At 73.3% G+C, this 17,898-nt stretch carries 13 protein-coding genes; 6 read left to right on the top strand and 7 right to left on the bottom strand.

The window, feature by feature from the left end:
- Positions 1–14 precede the first annotated feature (14 nt).
- Positions 15–1,358, top strand: coding sequence for a zinc-dependent metalloprotease (locus tag AAME72_RS14545; RefSeq protein ID WP_348787268.1), 1,344 nt, complete (start codon positions 15–17; stop codon positions 1,356–1,358).
- A gap of 77 nt (positions 1,359–1,435) precedes the next feature.
- Positions 1,436–2,320, top strand: coding sequence for a hypothetical protein (locus AAME72_RS14540; protein ID WP_348787267.1), 885 nt, complete (start codon positions 1,436–1,438; stop codon positions 2,318–2,320).
- Here AAME72_RS14540 and AAME72_RS14535 read toward each other — a convergent pair.
- Positions 2,214–3,926 carry an ATP-dependent helicase gene (locus tag AAME72_RS14535; RefSeq protein WP_348787266.1) on the bottom strand — a complete coding sequence of 571 codons (1,713 nt, stop codon included), beginning with the start codon at positions 3,924–3,926 and terminating at the stop codon, positions 2,214–2,216. The genes AAME72_RS14540 and AAME72_RS14535 overlap by 107 nt on opposite strands.
- On the bottom strand, positions 3,923–4,945 hold the full coding sequence (gene nudC / locus AAME72_RS14530) for an NAD(+) diphosphatase (protein WP_348787265.1): 1,023 nt from the start codon (positions 4,943–4,945) through the stop codon (positions 3,923–3,925). Before nudC ends, AAME72_RS14535 begins: the two co-directional genes overlap by 4 nt.
- A gap of 62 nt (positions 4,946–5,007) precedes the next feature.
- On the opposite strand from nudC, the gene AAME72_RS14525 reads away from it, so the two are divergent.
- Positions 5,008–6,063: a phosphotransferase gene (locus tag AAME72_RS14525; RefSeq protein WP_348787264.1), complete on the top strand. Its 1,056-nt coding sequence runs from the start codon at positions 5,008–5,010 to the stop codon at positions 6,061–6,063.
- 100 nt (positions 6,064–6,163) lie between these two features.
- Here the strand turns inward: AAME72_RS14525 and AAME72_RS14520 are convergent, their stop codons facing one another.
- Both AAME72_RS14520 and AAME72_RS14515 read right to left on the bottom strand, forming a co-directional pair.
- Entirely contained in the window at positions 6,164–9,487 is a 3,324-nt protein-coding gene (locus AAME72_RS14520; protein WP_348787263.1) for an ATP-dependent DNA helicase, read from the bottom strand.
- A gap of 31 nt (positions 9,488–9,518) precedes the next feature.
- The gene (locus AAME72_RS14515) at positions 9,519–12,653 is read right to left on the bottom strand and encodes an ATP-dependent DNA helicase (RefSeq protein WP_348787262.1); all 3,135 of its coding nucleotides are present in this window, start codon (positions 12,651–12,653) and stop codon (positions 9,519–9,521) included.
- Between the two features lie 106 nt (positions 12,654–12,759).
- Between AAME72_RS14515 and AAME72_RS14510 the strand changes: the two genes are divergently transcribed.
- Together AAME72_RS14510 and AAME72_RS14505 are read left to right on the top strand one after the other, a co-directional pair.
- Positions 12,760–12,984, top strand: a complete 225-nt coding sequence (locus AAME72_RS14510; protein ID WP_348787261.1) for a DUF3107 domain-containing protein — start codon at positions 12,760–12,762, stop codon at positions 12,982–12,984.
- Positions 12,985–12,995: 11 nt separating this feature from the next.
- Positions 12,996–13,298, top strand: a complete 303-nt coding sequence (locus AAME72_RS14505) for a hypothetical protein (protein ID WP_348787260.1) — start codon at positions 12,996–12,998, stop codon at positions 13,296–13,298.
- A gap of 101 nt (positions 13,299–13,399) precedes the next feature.
- Here AAME72_RS14505 and AAME72_RS14500 read toward each other — a convergent pair whose 3' ends face one another.
- Positions 13,400–14,116: a ferritin-like fold-containing protein gene (locus AAME72_RS14500; RefSeq protein ID WP_348787259.1), complete on the bottom strand. Its 717-nt coding sequence runs from the start codon at positions 14,114–14,116 to the stop codon at positions 13,400–13,402.
- Between the two features lie 123 nt (positions 14,117–14,239).
- Between AAME72_RS14500 and AAME72_RS14495 the strand changes: the two genes are divergently transcribed.
- Positions 14,240–15,724: a DEAD/DEAH box helicase gene (locus AAME72_RS14495; protein ID WP_348787258.1), complete on the top strand. Its 1,485-nt coding sequence runs from the start codon at positions 14,240–14,242 to the stop codon at positions 15,722–15,724.
- A 79-nt stretch (positions 15,725–15,803) separates the two neighbouring features.
- Here the strand turns inward: AAME72_RS14495 and AAME72_RS14490 are convergent, their stop codons facing one another.
- Entirely contained in the window at positions 15,804–16,931 is a 1,128-nt protein-coding gene (locus AAME72_RS14490; protein ID WP_348787257.1) for a hypothetical protein, read from the bottom strand.
- A 66-nt stretch (positions 16,932–16,997) separates the two neighbouring features.
- A complete protein-coding gene (locus AAME72_RS14485; protein ID WP_348787256.1) occupies positions 16,998–17,867 on the bottom strand; it encodes a PHP domain-containing protein in 870 nt (289 codons plus the stop codon).
- Between the last annotated feature and the right edge of the window lie 31 nt (positions 17,868–17,898).

The raw sequence follows: 17,898 nt of genomic DNA, 5'->3' as shown, positions 1-17,898 counted from the left end.
GAGGGGCGCTCACGATGGCCGACGATCCGAACAAGGACCCGGACGACGAGTTCCGGGACATGCTGCGCGAGTTCCTGTCCGGGAACTCGTCCATCGACCCGTCGCAGCTCGCCGGTGCGGCCGGTCTGCCCAACGACCCTGCCAGCATCCAGCAGCTGCTCGGCCAGCTGCAGAACGCCCTGATGAACCCGGGCGGCGGCATCAACTGGGATCTCGCCCAGCAGCAGGCGCGCGCCCTCGCCTCCGACGGCGCGCACGCCGTCACGCCCGCCGAGCGGGCGGCGATGGAACAGTCCTTCCACGTCGCCGCGCTCTGGCTGGATCAGGCGACGACGGTCGCCGAGCTCCCCGGCAGCCCAGAGCTCATCGGCCGCGCCGAGTGGGCGAGGCAGACGATGCCGATCTGGACCCAGCTGGCCGAACCGGTGGCGCTCAGCATCTCCGATGCGCTCACCCGCGTGCTCACGGAGCAAGCGCCGGAGGAGATGCAGGGCATGATCCAGAACGCCGGCCAGGTGATGCGCTCGATCGGCGGCGCCCTGTTCGCGATGCAGCTCGGCCAGGTGGTCGGCCAGCTCGCCAAGGAGGTCGTCTCCGGCGGCGACATCGGCATCCCGCTGCTGCCGGAGGGCACGGCCGCGCTCCTCCCCCAGAACGTGGACGAGTTCGGCTCCGGCCTCGACATCCCGGCCGATCAGGTGCAGCTGTATCTCGCCGTCCGCGAGCTCGCGCACGCCCGGCTCTTCCGGCACGCGAAGTGGCTGCGGCTCCAGCTGATCACCCAGATCACGGCGTTCGCGCGCGGCATCACGATCGACACTGACCGTCTGGAGTCGCTCGCCGAGGGCTTCGACCCGTCCAACCCGGAGGAGCTGCGCCAGGCGATGGTCTCCGGCGCGCTCATCCCGCCGAAGACCGAGGAGCAGCAGGAGGCGCTGGAGCGGCTGGAGACGGTGCTCGCGCTCGTCGAGGGCTGGGTCGACGTCGTCACCGCCGGCGCGACGCGGTTGCTGCCGAAGGCCGACGCGATCGCGGAGACGGTCCGCCGGCGCCGCGCGTCCGGCGGTCCCGCCGAGTCCGCGTTCGCCACGCTGGTCGGGCTGGAGCTGCGGCCGCGCCGGCTGCGCGAGGCCGCCGCGATGTGGCAGGCGGTGACCGACGCCGTCGGCCCGGAGGCGCGCGACCGGCTGTGGTCGCATCCCGACCTGCTGCCGCAGGCCGCCGACCTCGACGACCCGTCCGCGCTCGTCTCACGGCTCACCGCCGCGGCGTCCGGGCAGGAGCCGGAGCGCGACGAGCTCGACCAGGCCATCGAGGACCTGCTGCGCGATGACAGGGAGCGCCCCACCGAGGACTGAGCGCCCGCGTCTCCGGTCTCCACCGTCGCGGCTGTGGATAACCGGCTGGGCGCGGCCGGAGGCGGCAGGATGCTGGAGTGGTCTACGCGCTCGATCCGTCCCGTCCTCCCGTGTGGAGATCGCCGCGCGCCCTGCAGTTCGGGGTCGAGGCACCGGACATCGTCCTGGAGGACCCGAGCATCGCGGAAGAGCGGATGGTCGCCGCCCTCGCCGGCGGCGCGAGCCGTGACACTCTGCGCACCATCGCCGCCGCGGGCGGAGCCGCGCCGGAGGCGGCGGACGCACTTCTCGCCAGGCTGAGCCCCGTGCTCGCCGCCGGGCCTCGAACGGGGCCCGCCGGCCTCGTCGTGCTGGACGGAGCGGGGCCGACGGCTGCGCGCATCCTCGCGCTGCTCCACGATGCGGGCGTCGACGCGCGGGCAGGGCTCGACGACGACGATCCCGCGCTCGACGGTGCCGAGGCCGCCGTACTGGTCGCCCCGTACGCGGTCGCACCGCGCCGCCACCAGCGCTGGCTGCGCCGGGATGTGCCGCACCTGCCCGTGGTGTTCGGGGACCGCGCCGTGCACGTCGGGCCGTTCGTCACGCCGGGCGACGGCCCGTGCCTGCGCTGCGGGGACCTGCACCGCCGCGACGCCGACCCGGCCTGGCCGGCGATCGCCGCTCAGCTGCACGCGCGTCCCCTGCCCGGCGAGAGCGAGCTGGCCTGCGGGGCGGTGTCGTCCGTGGCCGCCGGGGCGGTGCTCGCGCGCCGAGACGGCCGTCCGCTGCCGACCGGTGTCGCGATGCGGTTCGACCGCCGGACGCTGCGCTGGTCGGAGCAGCGGCGGGAGGCGCATCCCGAGTGCGGCTGCCTCAGCCCCGCCGCTGCGCCCGCGCCGCTGGTGCGAGCTCGGCCAGGAACCGCGACGGCTGACGGCCCGTGGGCCGGCCCGGCTGATTCCCGCGCTGCGACCAGCTGAGGCGCAGCCGCTTGCGAGCCCGGGTGATGCCGACGTAGAGCAGCCGGCGCTCCTCGTCGATCTGCTCGAACCCGGTCGCGTAGCTGATCGGGACCAGCCCCTCGCTGAGCCCGATCAGGTGCACCGAGTCCCACTCCAGGCCCTTCGCGGCGTGCAGGGTCGCGAGCGTCACCGCGGACAGCGTCGGCTCGTGCTGGCCGGCCTGCCGCGCGAGCAGCTCGTCCGTGAACTGCCGGAACGTCGCGCCCTCCGGCATCTCGTCGACGAGCCCCATGATCGCGTTCAGCGACTCCCAGCGCGCACGCACCGAGCCGCGGCCCTCCGGCGGCTGGACGGCCCAGCCGAGCGTGCGGAGCACATCGCTGACCGACTTGAACAGCGGCTCATCGGTGGCCGCGACGCTCGCTGCGCGGAGGGTCATGATCGCCTGGCGCACCTCCGGCAGGTCGAAGAACCGCTTCGAGCCGCGGACGGAGTAGCTGATCCCACGGTCCCCGAGCGCCTGCTCGAGCGCGGCCGCCTGCACGTTCACGCGGTACAGCACCGCGATGCTCTCCGGCTTCGTGCCCTCGGCGATCTCCGTGGCGATCCGCTCCGCGACGGCGCGCGCCTCCGCCCGGTCGTCCTCGAACACCTCCGCCTCCGGCACCTCGTCGCCCGGCCGCGGCGTGGCGACCGCGTGCAGCGTGAGCGCGCCGGGGCGTCCGCGCATCAGCCGGTTCGCCGTTTCGATCACGGCCGGCGTCGATCGGTAGTTCTGCTCCAGCCGGACGACGGTCGCCCCGCGGTGCTCGCGCTCGAAGCCGAGCAGGTACTCGCTGCGCGCGCCCGCGAACGAATAGATGGTCTGGCTGGCGTCGCCCACGACGCACAGGTCGCGCCGCGTCCCCAGCCAGAGCTGGAGCAGCTGGTGCTGCAGCGGCGACACGTCCTGATACTCGTCGACGACGAAGAACCGGTACTGCTCGCGCACCTGCATGGCGACCGACGGCTCCGTCTCGATCATCCCCGCGCAGACCAGCAGCACGTCCTCGAAGTCGATCTGCTTGCGCTCGTCCTTCAGCTCCTCGTAGGCGCGCTGCATGTCGACCGCCTGCTCGGGCTTCATCGTGCCGGGCAGCGAGCGGCTTTCCACGACGGCGGCGTACTCGTCGATGCTGAGCCCCGACACCTTGCGCCACTCGATCTCGGCGGCCACGTCGCGCAGCGCCGCGGTGTCGACCCGGAGCGACAGCTTCTCCGCTGCGTGGCCGAGGATGCGACCCTTGCCGTCGAGCACGGACGGCAGCTGACCGCCGACGACCTGCGGCCAGAAGTAGTTCAGCTGCGCGAGCGCGGCGGCGTGGAAGGTCCGCGCGGACACCCCGCCTGCACCCAGCTGACGCAGCCGGCCGCGAAGCTCGGCGGCGGCGCGGTTGGTGAAGGTGAGCGCCATCACCCGGTTGGGTGTGAACGCTCCCGAGGCCACCCCGTACGCGATCCGGTGAGTGATCGCCCTCGTCTTGCCCGTCCCCGCTCCCGCCAGGATGCACACCGGCCCGAACAGCGCCTCCGCGGCGACACGCTGCTGAGCGTCGAGGCCGGCGAGCAGGGACTCGGCGTTCACGCCGCGGCCGGCGGCATCTCGAGCGAGCCGCCGTACCAGTCCTCGATCAGCGCGCGGGCGATGGAGGAACGGCCGGGCAGGATGATCTGCTCACGTGCCTCCCACAGCTCGTCACGGCTGAACCAGCGCAGGTCAAGGATCTCCTCGCCGTCGGGGTCGAGCGCCGTGGGCGACTGGTCGTCCGCCAGCCGCGCAGTCATTCCGACCATCACCGACGCCGGGAACGGCCACGGCTGCGAGCCCTTGTAGCGCGCATCCACGACGCGGATACCCGCCTCCTCGAAGATCTCGCGCTCGACGGCGGACTCGAACGACTCCCCCGGCTCCACGAACCCGGCAAGCAGCGAGTAGCGCGAGTGCTCCCACATCGCGTTGGAGCCGAGCAGCAGCCGGTCATCCGCGTCCAGCACGGTCACGATCACGGCGGGGTCGGTGCGGGGGAAGACCTCGGAGCCGTCCTCGAAGCAGCGCCGCACCCAGCCTGCCTGCTCGACGACGGTCGGCGTTCCGCAGCGCGGGCAGTGTGTGTGCGAGGCGTGCCAGTTCGCGATCGCGAGCGCCTCGGTGAAGAGGCCGGCGTCGCGGTCGCTCAGCGCCGTCGCGACGGTGCGGAGGTTTCCCCAGCGCGCCTCGTCCGGCTCCAGCTCCTGCGCGGCGGCGTCGGTGAGCACCTCGAGGACGACAGCGGTCCCGGCCGGCTCGCCCGGCGCATCCACGAGGGTGCGGCCGAGGTACACCCGGATCAGGGCGGCCGTCACGCGCTCGACGGGCAGCAGGTCGAGGGCGGCGGGTCCGGCGTCGGGGGCGCTCCAGCCGTCGCCGGCGGGGGTCGCCGCCTCGACGCTCTCCGGCGTGAGCAGCGCTCGTCCCTTCCACAGCGCGAGCACGCGCGTGCCCGGCTCCTCCCACAGCTCGTCGAACAGCGCCGGCCGAGAACGCGCGGCGTGGTCCCGGTCGACGGCGTGACGCGACAGCGGGAGGGCCGCCAACGGCAGGGCGGAGGACGGAGCGGACGACATGGAGATCCTTTCAAGGCGTGGCGGACCAGCCCGCGCGCGGAAGGCCGTTTAGCCTAGGGGACATGGCCAGATCCCCTCTCACTCTAGCCGCGCTGGCCGCCTCGGCCGTGCCCGACCTCGCGGTCTCCGGGACGCGCGGCCACAGCGCCGACGGGGCCGGCGAGTACGACTCCGCACTGCTCTCCACCCGCGACGGGAACACGGTGATCGTGCGCGTCCCCGTCTCCCAGGTGGCCGAGACCGAGCAGAGCTCCGACCTGGTCGCGCTGCGTGCGCTGACCACCGGCATCCGCAGCAGGCTCCCCTTCGACGTGCCGCAGTTCCTCGGCCAGGCGCCGGTCGGCGGCACCCGTGCCATCGTCTACGGCTTCCTGCCCGGCGAGCACATCGCCGTGGAGGACGTCCCTCCGGGCGACGGTCTCGCCGGCTCGATCGGCCACGCCATCGCGGCCATCCATGCGCTGCCGACCAGCTTCGTCGGCGAGGCGGGGCTGCCCGTCCTCTCCGCCGCCGAGTGCCTCAGCTCCACCACGGCGCTGATCGAGTCGGCCGCGTCGACCGGGCTGCTGCCGGTCGCGCTCCGCGACCGCTGGCGGGATGCCGTCGCCGACCACTCGATCTGGCAGTTCCAGCCGACCGTGATCAACGGGGCCCTGACCGCCGACTCGTTCCTCGTCGAGGACGAGACCGTGACCGCCGTGCTCGGCTGGTCGGCGCTGCGCGTCGGCGACCCGGCGCGGGACCTGCACTGGCTACTCGCGATGAACCCGGAGGCCGCGGACGGCGCGCTCGGCGCCTACGCCTCCACCCGCCAGGTGGCGACCGACCGGCAGTTCACGCAGCGCGCGATGCTGTACGCGGAGCTGGAGGTGGCGCGCTGGCTCCTGCACGGCCGCGAGGTGCGCGACCAGCACATCGTCGACGACGCCGTGCAGATGCTGGACGGCCTGGTCGACCGGGTGCACAGCAACACCGTGAACCCGCTCTCGACGGCGACCGGCCCGATCCTCGCGATCGACGATGTCGAGGCCATGCTCGACCGCACCCCCGGCGACCGCTCCTCCGCCCGCCCGGCCGGGATGCGCCCGGTCACCGAGGACGACTCCGCCACCGCCTGACCGAGGCCGCCGGCCGGCCGCCGGCCGCCAAGGCCGCCGAGCACAGGAAAAAGGTCGCGTTCCACCCGGAATCGCGACCTTTTTCCTGTGCTCGGCGGCCTCAGGGGCGAGGGGTGAGGACGCGGGACCAGAGGTCCACGAGCTCCTGTTCGGTGTAGAGGCGCTCCGGGCGGACGACCACGTCGTCGGCGACGAAGTAGAACACCGCGTCGATGCGCTCCGGGTCGATCCCCGTGTGCTTCGCGTAGGCGAGCCGGTACAGCGCGAGCTGCAGCTGCTTGCGCTCCAGGTCCTCCGCGTCGCGCGGCGCCTTTCCCGTCTTCCAGTCAACGATCTGCCGGTCGTGCGCCCCGTCGTCCACGGCGTAGACCGCATCCAGCTTGCAGACGACGACCTGGCCGGCGAGCGTCACGTGGATCTCGAGCTCCACGTCCTCCGGCGCCCTGCCCGCCCACTCGCTCGCCGCGAAGGTGGCCTGCAGCTCGGCCAGCCGCTCGGCCCCGAGCACCTCGCCGGCCGGGTCGTCCAGCTCGGTGCCGTGCGCGTCAAGCACGTCGGACGCGCCGGCCGGCGTCCCGTAGCGCTCCTCCACCCAGCGGTGGAACAGCGTGCCGAGCCGCGTCTGCCGGTAGGGCCGCTCCGGCATCGGCCGGCGCAGCTGGGCGGCGACGGCCGCGGGGTCGCTGACGAAGTCCTTGAACCGGGACGCCGGGATGCGCGCGGGCAGCGCAACGAGGCCCGCCTCCGCCGCGCGCCGCGCCCGTTCCGCCAGCAGGAGGTCCAGGTCGCGCGCGTAGACGCCTCCCGTCCCCGAGCCCGCCTCCTGGGCGGCCCGAACGGCCTCGGCTGCGGCGACCACGCGGTCCCGCCGGCCACCGAGCGGATCCAGCGGCCAGGTCACCCGCTGGGAGGCGGGCGCGAGCGGGTTCTCGTCCGGCTCGTCGCACGCGGGGAACGCGTCCTCCGGGAGGAGGCCCGCGGCCTGCAGCTCCAGCAGGTACGCCCCCGGCCCGCGCGGGCGCGTCTGCGTCGACCAGTACGACCCGGCGAGCAGCAGGCTGTCGCGGGCGCGCGTCACCGCCACGTAGATGAGGCGGCGCTGCTCGTCCAGGTGCCGCGCCAGGTTCTCGGCCTCGAAGTCCGCGATGGATGCGTCGAGCTCGCGCTGATCGGCGGCGGTCCGCCACGCGAGCACCGGCAGCTCGGCGGAGTCCCCGCGGAACTCGTTCGGCAGCTGCCCGAACGCCAGCCAGCCCTTTCGGCTCTGCGGCGGCCCCGGCAGCTCGCCGTCGACCATGCGCGGCACCGCCACGACGTCCCACTCCAGGCCCTTGGCGCCGTGGATGGTGAGGATCTGCACGGTGCCGGGCTCCGCGTCCTCGCTGCGCGGCGCAAGGTTGTCGCGCTGCTCCGCCTCGGCGAGCCAGGCGAGGAACGACCCGAGCGTCGCGCGGTCGTCGCTCGCCAGGTACGACGCCACCTGCTCGGCGAACGCGTCGAGGCTCGCCTGCCCGAGCTGGGCGGTCTCGTTGGCCGCCACCTCGATGTCGAGCCGCAGCTCCTGCTGGACGAGCGTCACCAGGTCGAGCAGGTCGAGGCCGACGCGCGAGCGCAGCCGATCGAGCTGACCGCCCGCCTCGCGCATCCTCCGCAGCCCCTCGGCGCTGAAGGCGGCGAGCTGGGTGTGGCCGTCCGGCGCCTCCACCACGAAGTCGAGCGCGTCGACCAGGGAGGCGGACTCCTCGCCGGCGACGGACCTCCGCAGCCGGTCCCGCACCGCGGAGTCGAGCTCCTGGAAGCGGTGGTCGCGCCCGGCGAGCCACGAGGCGACCCGGCGCAGCGCCGCGATGTCCTTCGGCCCGACCCGCCAGCGCGCGCCGGTCAGCAACCGGATCAGCTCGGAGCCCGCCGTCGGGTCGTGCATCACCCGGAGCGCGCTCACGAGGTCGGCGATCACGGGCTGCTCCAGCAGACCGCCCAGCCCGAGGACGTGGTACGGGATGCCGCGACGCGCGAGTGCCGCCGTGAAGACGTCGATCTTCTTCAGCGACCGGCAGAGCATCGCGGCGGACGGCGAGGCGCCGTCCGCGTCCCGCCGCTTCAGCCGGTTGCCCAGCCAGGCGGCGACGGACTCGGCCTCATCCGCGACGGTCTGCTCGAAGACCGCATCCAGCTCGCCGGTCGAGGCGCCAGGGCGGGGCTGAAGCAGCTCGACGTGCACGGGCGATCCTGCGGACAGCGGAGCGACCAGCGTGTTGGCGGCGTCGAGCACGCGGGCCGGGTTCCGCCAGCTGGTGCTCAGCGCGTACTCGTCCGCGCCGCGCGGGACGCCGGTGAAGTCGGTCGCGAACCGGCCGAGGTTGGCCGCGCTCGCGCCGCGCCAGCCGTAGATCGACTGGTGCGGGTCGCCGACGGCCATCACCGCCTCCCCCGCGAACAGAGTGGAGAGGAGGCGCGTCTGGACGACCGAGGTGTCCTGGTACTCGTCGAGCAGCACCACCCGGTAGCGTCGGCGGTAGTCGGCAACGACGGCGGGCAGCCGCTCGCAGACCGCGAGGGCGAGCGCCACCTGGTCGGAGTACTCGACGAACCCGCGGCGGCGCTTCTCCTCGGCGAACTCCTGCGCGAGCTCGAGCAGCGGCGGCAGGGAGCCGACCGCCTCCACCGCCCGCAGCACCGAGGCGTACGGCTCCTTCTTGCCCGTCTTGCCGACGGGCAGCTCCACGATGCGGGAGAACGACTCGACCATCCGGGCGACGTCGGCGGCCTCGGCGACGTTCTCGCTCAACGCCCTGCTGAGGCTCAGGACGGCGCTGGTGACGCTGTCGACGTTGCGGTCGAGGTCGACGAGTCGGTCGTCGGTGGATGCGACGACGATGCGGCGCGCCAGCTGCCACGCGGACGCCTCGCTCAGCACAGCGGACTCCGGCTCGCGGCCGATCAGCAACGCGTTCTCGCGGAAGATGGCGTTCGCGAAGGAGTTGTAGGTGGCCACCTCCGGCGCCTCGAACGGATCGAACTCCACGTCGGTGAGGCCGGAGGCGACGAGCTGCTCGATCCGCGTGCGGATGCGGGCCGCCAGCTCGCCCGCCGCCTTGCGGGTGAAGGTGAGACCGAGGATCTCCGGCACCCGGACGTGCCCGTTCGCGAGCAGCCAGACCACGCGGTTCGCCATGGTCTCGGTCTTGCCGCTGCCCGCGCCGGCGACGACGATCGCCGGAGAGAGGGGCGCCTCGATCACGGCCTGCTGCTGCGCCGTCGGCAGCGGGAGGCCGAGGGTCTCCGCGATCTCCGCCGCGCCGATCGCCCGACGCGGCCGGGCGGGCGGAGCCGGTTCCGGCTCGGAGAGCGAGAGGGCGCGCTCGACCAGGTCGAGGTCGGCGTACTCCGCCGCCAGCTCCAGGATGTCGTCCTCGTTCGTCATGCCCGCCCTCCTCTCGTGTGCCGCCCGTTCCTCATGCGCTGACCGCCGGAACCAGATGGATGCGGTACTCGTACTTCGCGTGCGGGTCCCTGTCGCCCAGGTCGACGACCGCCGCGAACTCGGCCCCGGCCATCCCGGCCGCAGCCGCCGCGACCCGCGCCTTCAGCCGCTCCAGGCCCTCGGCGTCGACCCGCTCCTGCGCGACCTCGCGATACGCCTTGCCGCGCACGCCCTTCGCGACGAAGAGCAGCTTGGCTCCTCCGGGCGGCAGGTCGCCCGCGCTCGCGATCGCGCCGTGCTCGAGCGCCAGCTGGTACGCGCCGAGCTGCGCGTGCTCCGCGGCCTCGGCGGCGCTGGGCACGCTCCTGCCGGTCTTCAAGTCGACGATGACGACCGTGCCGTCCGGAGTCCGCTCGACCCTGTCGATCTTGCCGCTGATGCGCGCACGCCCGAGCTCCAGCACGAACTCGCCCTCCGAGCCGAGCAGTTCCCCGCCCGCGCGGCCGAAGTCGCGCAGGTACTCCGAGACCCCGGCCACGAGCGAGCGCGTGCGCCGGCGCTCGCGCTCCTCGATCCACGGCGACTCGAACGCGAGCTCGGCCCAGCGCTTCTCGATCCCCGTCCACAGGCTCTCGACGCTGATGTCCTCGGCTTCGTCCGCCTCTTCCATGACGGCGTGGACGACCGTGCCGATGCCCGCGGCGAGCCCGCTCGGCGAGGCGGCCATCTCGTCCACGAACCAAGCCAGCGGCGACTTCTCGTAGGTCGCGAGACGCGACGGCGAGACCCTCACCATCGCCTCCTCGTCGTCGAGGTCGACCAGCGGCTCGGTGGTCGACGGCTCGGCGAGGCCGTACCACTCCGCGGGGTCCGCCCCCTCGACACCCGCGCCGGCCAGGCGGGCGAGCGCCTCCGCGGCGTCCGGCGCACCCGTCGTCACCAGCCGGCGACGCAGCCGTCCGGTCATCCCGCGCAGGGACAGCGGGTGGATGCCGTCGTCGACGTCCTCCACGGCGACATCGCCGGGCAGGCGCAGGAACGGAGAGGGCTGCTCGTCGTCGTTCGCGGTGGCCGTGAGGATGACCTGACCGCGCGCCCGTGACACCGCGAGCGCGAACATCCGCAGCTCGTCCCCGAGCACCTCCGCGCGCTCGTCCGCCGTCTCGGTCTCCCGGCCCTCCAGCGCGTCCTCGAGATCCTGCGGGTGCAGCAGGGAGCCCCGCAGCCGCAGGTTCGGCCAGACGCTCTCCTGCAGGCCGGCGACCGCCACGACCTCGAATTCCCGCCCGACCGTCGCGCTCGGGGTGCAGACGAGCACGGCGTCGCCCGCGGTCTGCGCGGCGAGCGTGTCTTCCGGAACCTCGGCGCCGAGCAGCTCGACGACGAAGTCGGATGCGGGACGCTCCGGGTAGCGCTCCACGAAGCGCCGGGCGGCGGTGAACAGCGCCACGACACCGTCAAGGTGCCGGTTCGCCTCGTCCGCGACGATGCCGCTGCGCTCGGACTGCTCCAGCCAGCGCCCCGCGAGCCCGCTGCGCTCCCAGGCGTGCCAGAGCAGCTCCTCGATGGTGGCGCCTGCGCCTGCCTTCTCGGCCCCCGAGCGCAGCGTCTCCGCCAGCCGAGCCGCCAGTCGGGCCGGAGAGGAGTCGATCGTCGCCAGGTGCGCAGGCGTCGCCAGCGCGTCGACGAGGAGGTCGTCCCCCGACCGGTTGCCGTCGCCCGCGAGCTCCTCCTGGCGCAGCGCCAGTCGCAGCCGGCGCAGGCTCACGCCGTCGAGGCCGCCGAACGGCCCGAGGAGCAGCTCGGTGGCCGTCTCCGGGGTCAATTCGACCGCGCCGAGCTGGACACCGGCGATCTGGATGAGCTGGCGCGCCGCGTAATCATCGCGCAGCGCCCTGCCTGCGATGCTCGTCGTGGTCGGCACCTCGGCGACAGCGAGCGCCCGGGCGAGGCCGGGGATGTGCGCGCCGCTGCGGACCACGACGGCCATCTCGCTCCACGGCACGCCGTCGAGCAGCCGCCGCTCGCGCAGCTTGCGGGCGAGCCGCGCCGCCTCGGCCGGCGCGGAGGACGCGCTGATCACCAGCACCTCCGGCCGCTCGCCGTCGGCCTCGCGCCCGGCGGAGGCCACCCGCTGCACGCCGGCCGCCGCCGTCCCGATGCGCTCGGTGACGCGGGCGGTGAGCTCGCGCAGCGCTGGCGTCTGCCGGTGAGCGGTCGACAGGACGAAGCGGGTCACCGGGACGCCGAGCCTGCCCTCGAGCTGGCCGAGCGCCGTCGCCTCCGCGCCGCGGAACGTCGTCGCTGCCACGTCGGGGTCGCCGAACGCGACCACGGCGACACCGCGGGCCGCGAGCGCGCGCAGCAGCGCGACCGTCGCCACGGTGGCCTCCTGCAGGTCGTCGACGAAGACGACCCGCAGCTCGTCCAGCGCGCTGCCGCCGGCGACGACGGCGACCGCCGACGCGATGAGCTCCGCCGCGTCCACGAACCCGCCGCGATAGCTGTCGAGCACGCCCTGGTACTCCGCGATGAAACGCGCGGCAGCCCGCCACTCGTCCCGTCCGGCGATCGCTCCCAGCTCCGAGAGCCGCGACGGCGAGATCCCGCGCTCAGCACAGCGCCCGATGAGCTCGCGGAGCTCCGTTCGGAAGCCGCGCAGCGTGCGCACCTCGGGACCGAGCGGCTCCGGCCAGACCGGTCCCGTGCCGTCCTCCAGGTGCCCTGCGAGCAGCTCGGCGACGATCTGGTCCTGTTCGCCGCCGGTGAGCAACCGTGGCGGCTCCTCCCCCGTCCGTCGCGCCCGCTCGCCGACGAGCTGGAACGCGAGCGAGGTCGCCGTCCTGGCGAGCGGGCCGCGCGTCGGCACGCCGAGCCGGAGGGCGATGCGGTCGCGGAGCGCGGTCGCCGCGGCCCTGGATGCGCTGAGCGCCAGCACCTCGCCCGTCGCGTAGCCGCGCACCAGCACCCGCTCGGCCAGCGCCTCCACCAGGGTCGTCGTCTTCCCCGTGCCGGGCGCGCCGAGCACGGCGGCGGACGTGCCGTCCGGCAGGGCGAGCACCTCCGCCTGCGACGGGTCGAGCGATGCGTCGCCGCCCGCCGCTGCGGCGCCGTCGAGGCCGCCCGCCGTGCGCTCGGAGCGCGGGAGGAAGCCTCTGGTGGTCATGTCATCCACGCTAAGGGCGTCCGCCGACAGAGAACGCGACCGGACCCGGAGAGCCGTGTGCCGTAGTCTGAACTCACACCAGCCGGAGACGTCGAAAGGTACGTACGTGGAGATCCGCATCGGAATCGTCAACGCTCCCCGCGAGCTCAGCTTCGAGTCGGCGCAGTCCGCCGACGAGCTCGCAGAGCAGGTGCAGTCCGGCCTGTCCGACGGCACCGGCATCCTGCGCCTCACGGACGACAAGGGCCGGCACTACATCGTGCCGACCGCGGGCATCGCCTACGTGGAGCTCGGCACGGAGGAGTCGCGCCGCATCGGCTTCGTCGGCTAGATTCCCGTCTCGTGGAACTGCTCTTCGTCGCGCTCGCCGGCGCCATCATCGGCCTCGCCGCGCGCTACCTGCTCCCCAACCGCCACACCCACGGCTCCGTTCTCATCCCGGCCCTCGGAGTGAGCGTCGCGTGCATCCTCTGGGTCGCCCTCACCTGGGCGGGCCTGAAGTGGGACGGCGGCTGGATCTGGTGGATCACCTTGCTCGGGACCATCGCGATCACAGCCGTCGCCGACCTGGTGATCGGACGCGTCCGCAACGCCCACGACGACAAGCTGCTGCACACGCTCGCCCGCGGCGCCGTCGTCCGCTGAGCTGGGGCGCGTTCTCGCCTCCCGCCGCCATCGCCTCCTGAGTTGAGCACGCCCGCGCACGGCGTGTTGCGTGAAGAACTCCGGAGCGGATGGCGCCCGCGTCAGGCGGTGAGGCCGAGCGCGTCCATCCGCCGGGTGTGCGCAGCGATCAGCTCGGTGAAGATCGGCTCGATCCGCTCCTCGTCCGTCGCGGCATTCCCCGAGAGGTGCAGCGCCGAGCGCGCGACCAGCAGGGTGTCGCCGACGAGCCTGCGCCCCCACATCGCCAGGCGCGACGCCAGGCGCGGGTCCGCGCCGATCTCCTCGCGCAGGATGTCGAGCAGCGCGTCCTGACCGGAGTCGGAGCCGAGAAGCTGGGAGACGCGCGGCCCGACGTCGCCCGGCAGCCCGCCGGCCAGCCGGATGAAGAAGTCGTCGAGCAGTCCGCCCGTCATGAGGGCGGCGAGCAGCGTCTCCCTCCAGTCCGCGCCGACGAGCGTCGACCGGAAGCCCTCGATCTCGACCGCGAACGGGCGCATCGCCTCTGTCGGGTCGTCGCCCCTGCGGCGGATCTCCGCCACGATCCCCTGGTGCTTCGAGAGCGCGAGGCCCGCGGCCGCCGCGACGGCCTCTGTCGCCTTCAGCCCCTCCGCCGCCGCCGCGACCGTCGACAGCGTCTGGAACTGCTCCAGCTGCAGGTACGCCGCCTGGCCGAGGTACGGCAGCAGGTCGGGCATCACCTCGTGCAGGTCGACCCGGACGGCGGGCGCCTTCGGCGCGCGCGCAGCGAGGCGGGGAAGCTCGACAGGGGGGCGCCGACGGGTGAACCAGGTTGTCACGTACAGCAGTGTAACGGGGAGGTCCAGTAGGCTTGTGGTGCCGTCGGCGAAGGATCGACGGCCCTGCGCCTGCGACAAGAACAGGGCGTAGACCTCCGAACGAACCGACAGGCAATTTCACACGTGACTTTCTCCGAACTGAACATCGACCAGGACATGGTGGACGCTCTCGCGTCCAAGGGGATCATCGAACCGTTCCCCATCCAGGCCCAGACCATCCCGCTCGCGCTCACCGGCCAGGACATCATCGGCCAGGCGAAGACCGGCACCGGCAAGACCTTCGGCTTCGGCCTCCCGATCATCCAGCGCCTCGGCCTCGAACCCGCGCCCGGCGTGCAGGCGCTCGTCGTCGTGCCGACCCGCGAGCTCGCCGTCCAGGTCCACGAGGACCTCGAGCAGGCCGCCTCCAACCGCAGCACCGCCATCGCCGCCATCTACGGCGGCAAGGCGTACGAGGGCCAGATCGCCCAGCTCAAGGCCGGCGCGCAGATCGTGGTCGGCACGCCCGGCCGCCTGCTCGACCTGGCCGGCCAGCGCCTCCTGAACCTCGCCAACGTGCGCGAGATGGTGCTGGACGAGGCGGACAAGATGCTCGACCTCGGCTTCCTCGCCGACATCGAGAAGCTGTTCGCGCAGACCCCGGCCACCCGGCACACCATGCTGTTCTCGGCCACGATGCCCGGCCCGATCGTCGCGCTCGCGCGCCGCTTCATGACCCGGCCCATCCACATCCGCGCCACCGACCCCGACGAGGGCCAGGTGCAGGCGAACATCAAGCACCTCATCTACCGCGCCCACTCGCTCGACAAGGACGAGGTCGTCGCGCGCATCCTGCAGGCGGAGGGCCGCGGCAAGACCGTCATCTTCACGCGCACCAAGCGCGCCGCAGCCAAGCTGGTGGAGGAGCTCAACGACCGCGGCTTCAATGCGGCGGCCGTGCACGGCGACCTCAATCAGGAGCAGCGCGAGCGCGCGATGGCCGCGTTCAAGGCGGGCAAGAAGGACATCCTGATCGCCACCGACGTCGCCGCCCGCGGCATCGACGTCGACGACGTGACGCACGTCATCAACCACACCATCCCGGACGACGAGAAGACCTACCTGCACCGCGCCGGCCGCACCGGCCGCGCGGGCAAGACCGGTATCGCCGTGACGTTCGTGGACTGGGAGGACCTGCACAAGTGGGCCCTCATCAACCGCGCCCTCGAGTTCGGCCAGCCGGAGCCGGTGGAGACCTACTCGTCCTCACCGCACCTCTACAGCGACCTGGACATCCCGGAGGGCGCCAAGGGCCGCCTGAAGTCGACTCCGGCGGTCAAGGCCCCCGAGAACCAGCAGGGTGGCCGGCGCGACTCGACCGGTCCGGCCCGCCAGGGCGGCGAGGGTGCTTCGAGCAGCCGTCGCCGCAACCGCACGCGCGGCGGCCAGGGCCACACCGAGGGCGCAGCGGTCGCACCCTCGGCCTCCGGCTCGGCGACCGGGGACGACCAGCAGGCCGCGACCGGCACGCACGACGGCGGCGGCTCCCAGCACCGCGACGGCAACAGCGCCCCGCGCCGCCGTCGCCGCCGCTCGCGCGGCACGGCGCCGCAGACCCCGGCCAGCTGACCCGGCCCCGCACCCACACGATGCGGAACGCGCCGTCTCCCTCGGGAGGCGGCGCGTTCCGCGTCACGGGCAGCGACCGTCAGTACCAGTTCGGGTCGTGGCTCATCTCGAACGTCCACGCCGCGCACGGCGACCCGTACGCGCGGTTGATGTAGTCGAGTCCCCAGTTGATCTGAGTGTTCGCGTTGGTCATCCAGTCGGCGCCGGCGCTCGCCATCTTGCTGCCCGGCCAGGCCTGTGGGATGCCGTATGCGCCGCTCGAGGTGTTGTAGGCGTCCGCGCGCCAGCCGGACTCGTGGTTCCAGAGCTTGATGAGGCAGTCCATCTGGTCGCCTCCCCAGCCGAACGCCCCCAGCCGGCTCGCGGCGTACGCCTGCGCGGCAGCGGGGTCCACGACGATGCCGGGAGGCGGCGCGGAGCCGTCGGCGCCTCCGCCCGGGTTCGCCGCGGCCTCGGCGGCCTGACGTGCCGCCTCGCCCTCCGCATAGCTCTTCTCGGTGGCCGCCTGCGTGTTCTTCAGGGTCGCCAGCTGGGCGTACAGGGTGTTGGCGTGGGACTGCTCGTCGGCCACCTTCGCGTCGGCGGCGGCTTTCGCCTCCTGCGCCGCCTCGAGCGCCTTCTCGGCGTCCGCGGCGAGTTTGTCGCGCACCTTCTTCGCCGCGGCCGCCTGCTCGCTGAGCGCGGCCGCGACGTTCTTCTGCTCCGTCGCCTGGGCGAACAGGCTGGACGCCGTGTCGGCGAGACGGGACACCGTGCCCAGCTGGTAGAGCAGGGAGGTCGATCCGCCCGTCGTCCGCTCGTGACCGTCAAGGAACAGCCGGAGGGACACGTCGGACGATCCCGACCGCGCCATCTGCGCCGCGAACTTCCCGCTCTGCGACCGGAGGTCGGCCGCCTTCGCGTCGGCCGCCGACGCCTGCTGGGCGAGGCTCTCCGACTTCTGGGTCGCCTTCTGGAGGTTCGCCTCGGCGATGCCGTACTCCCCCGCCCGCTTGACGGCGAGATCGCCCGCGGCCGCCGCGGCGCTGCGCAGCCCGGCGAGGAGCCCGTTGATGCGGTCGACCTCGGCCGCGGCCGCCGCCGTGTTCGCCTTCGCCTTCTGCACGTCGTCCCAGGAGGGATAGGACGTGTCGGCGCTCGCGGGCGCGGTCGCCCCGCCGAGGACGATCGCGGCGACGAGGCCCGTGGCCGCGATCGTGGACGTCAAGAACCGCCGTCTCACCAGTGACCTCTCTTCCCGATCCCCGCCGACCAGGCTACGGGCACATCGGGCTCAGGCGTAGAAAGGCGCCGCGCCTGTCGCTTCTTCGATCATCCGGTCGACGACGGCGGGATCGGTCGTGTTCTCCCCCAGCCGGTTCGGCTTGCCGGCCCCGTGGTAGTCGCTGGAACCGGTGATCGCGAGGCCGTAGCGCGCGGCGTACGCGCGCAGCTGGGCCACTCCCTCCTGGCGGTTCTCGCGGTGGTCGAGCTCGAGCCCGAACAGGCCGGCGTCCACGAGGCGGCGCAGCCGGTTCTCGGGGATGACGCTGCCGCGGCTCCCCGTCGCGGGGTGCGCGAGCACGGGGACACCGCCCGCCTCCCGGATCAGCCGGACACCCGTCAGCGGCTCCGGCGCGTAGTGCGGCTGGAAGTAGCCGCTGCGCCAGTGCAGGATGCCGGCGAAGGCGGCGCTGCGGTCCTCGGCGAGGCCGCGTGCGACCAGGGCGTCCGCGATGTGCGGGCGGCCGACGGTCGCGCCCTCCGTCGCCTGGGCGAGCACATCGTCCCAGGTGATGTCGTAGTCCTGCGCGATGCGGCGAACCATGTCCTCCGCGCGGCGCATCCGGCCGTCGCGGATGCGCGTGGTCTCCGCCACGAGCGCCTCGTTCGCCGGGTCGAACAGGTAGCCCAGCATGTGCACGCTGGCGAACTCGACCCGCGTTGAGAGCTCCATGCCCGGGATCACGGTCACGCCGACCTGGGCGCCCGTCGCCGCGGCGTCCAGCCAGCCCGCGGTGGAGTCGTGGTCGGTGATCGCGACGGTGCCGAGGCCGGCGGCCGCGGCGGCGCGCACCAGCTCGGCGGGGGTCTCGGTGCCGTCGGACACGCTCGAGTGCGTGTGCAGGTCGACGGGGCCCCGGAACCGTCTCTCGTCAGCCATGGACTCCATCCTAGGAGTGGAAGAATGGTCG

The organism is Leifsonia sp. NPDC080035 (genome assembly GCF_040050925.1).
GTDB lineage: Bacteria > Actinomycetota > Actinomycetes > Actinomycetales > Microbacteriaceae > Leifsonia.
The sequence above is the reverse complement of the archived record's forward strand: the minus strand, read 5'-3'. Positions and strand labels throughout refer to the sequence as shown.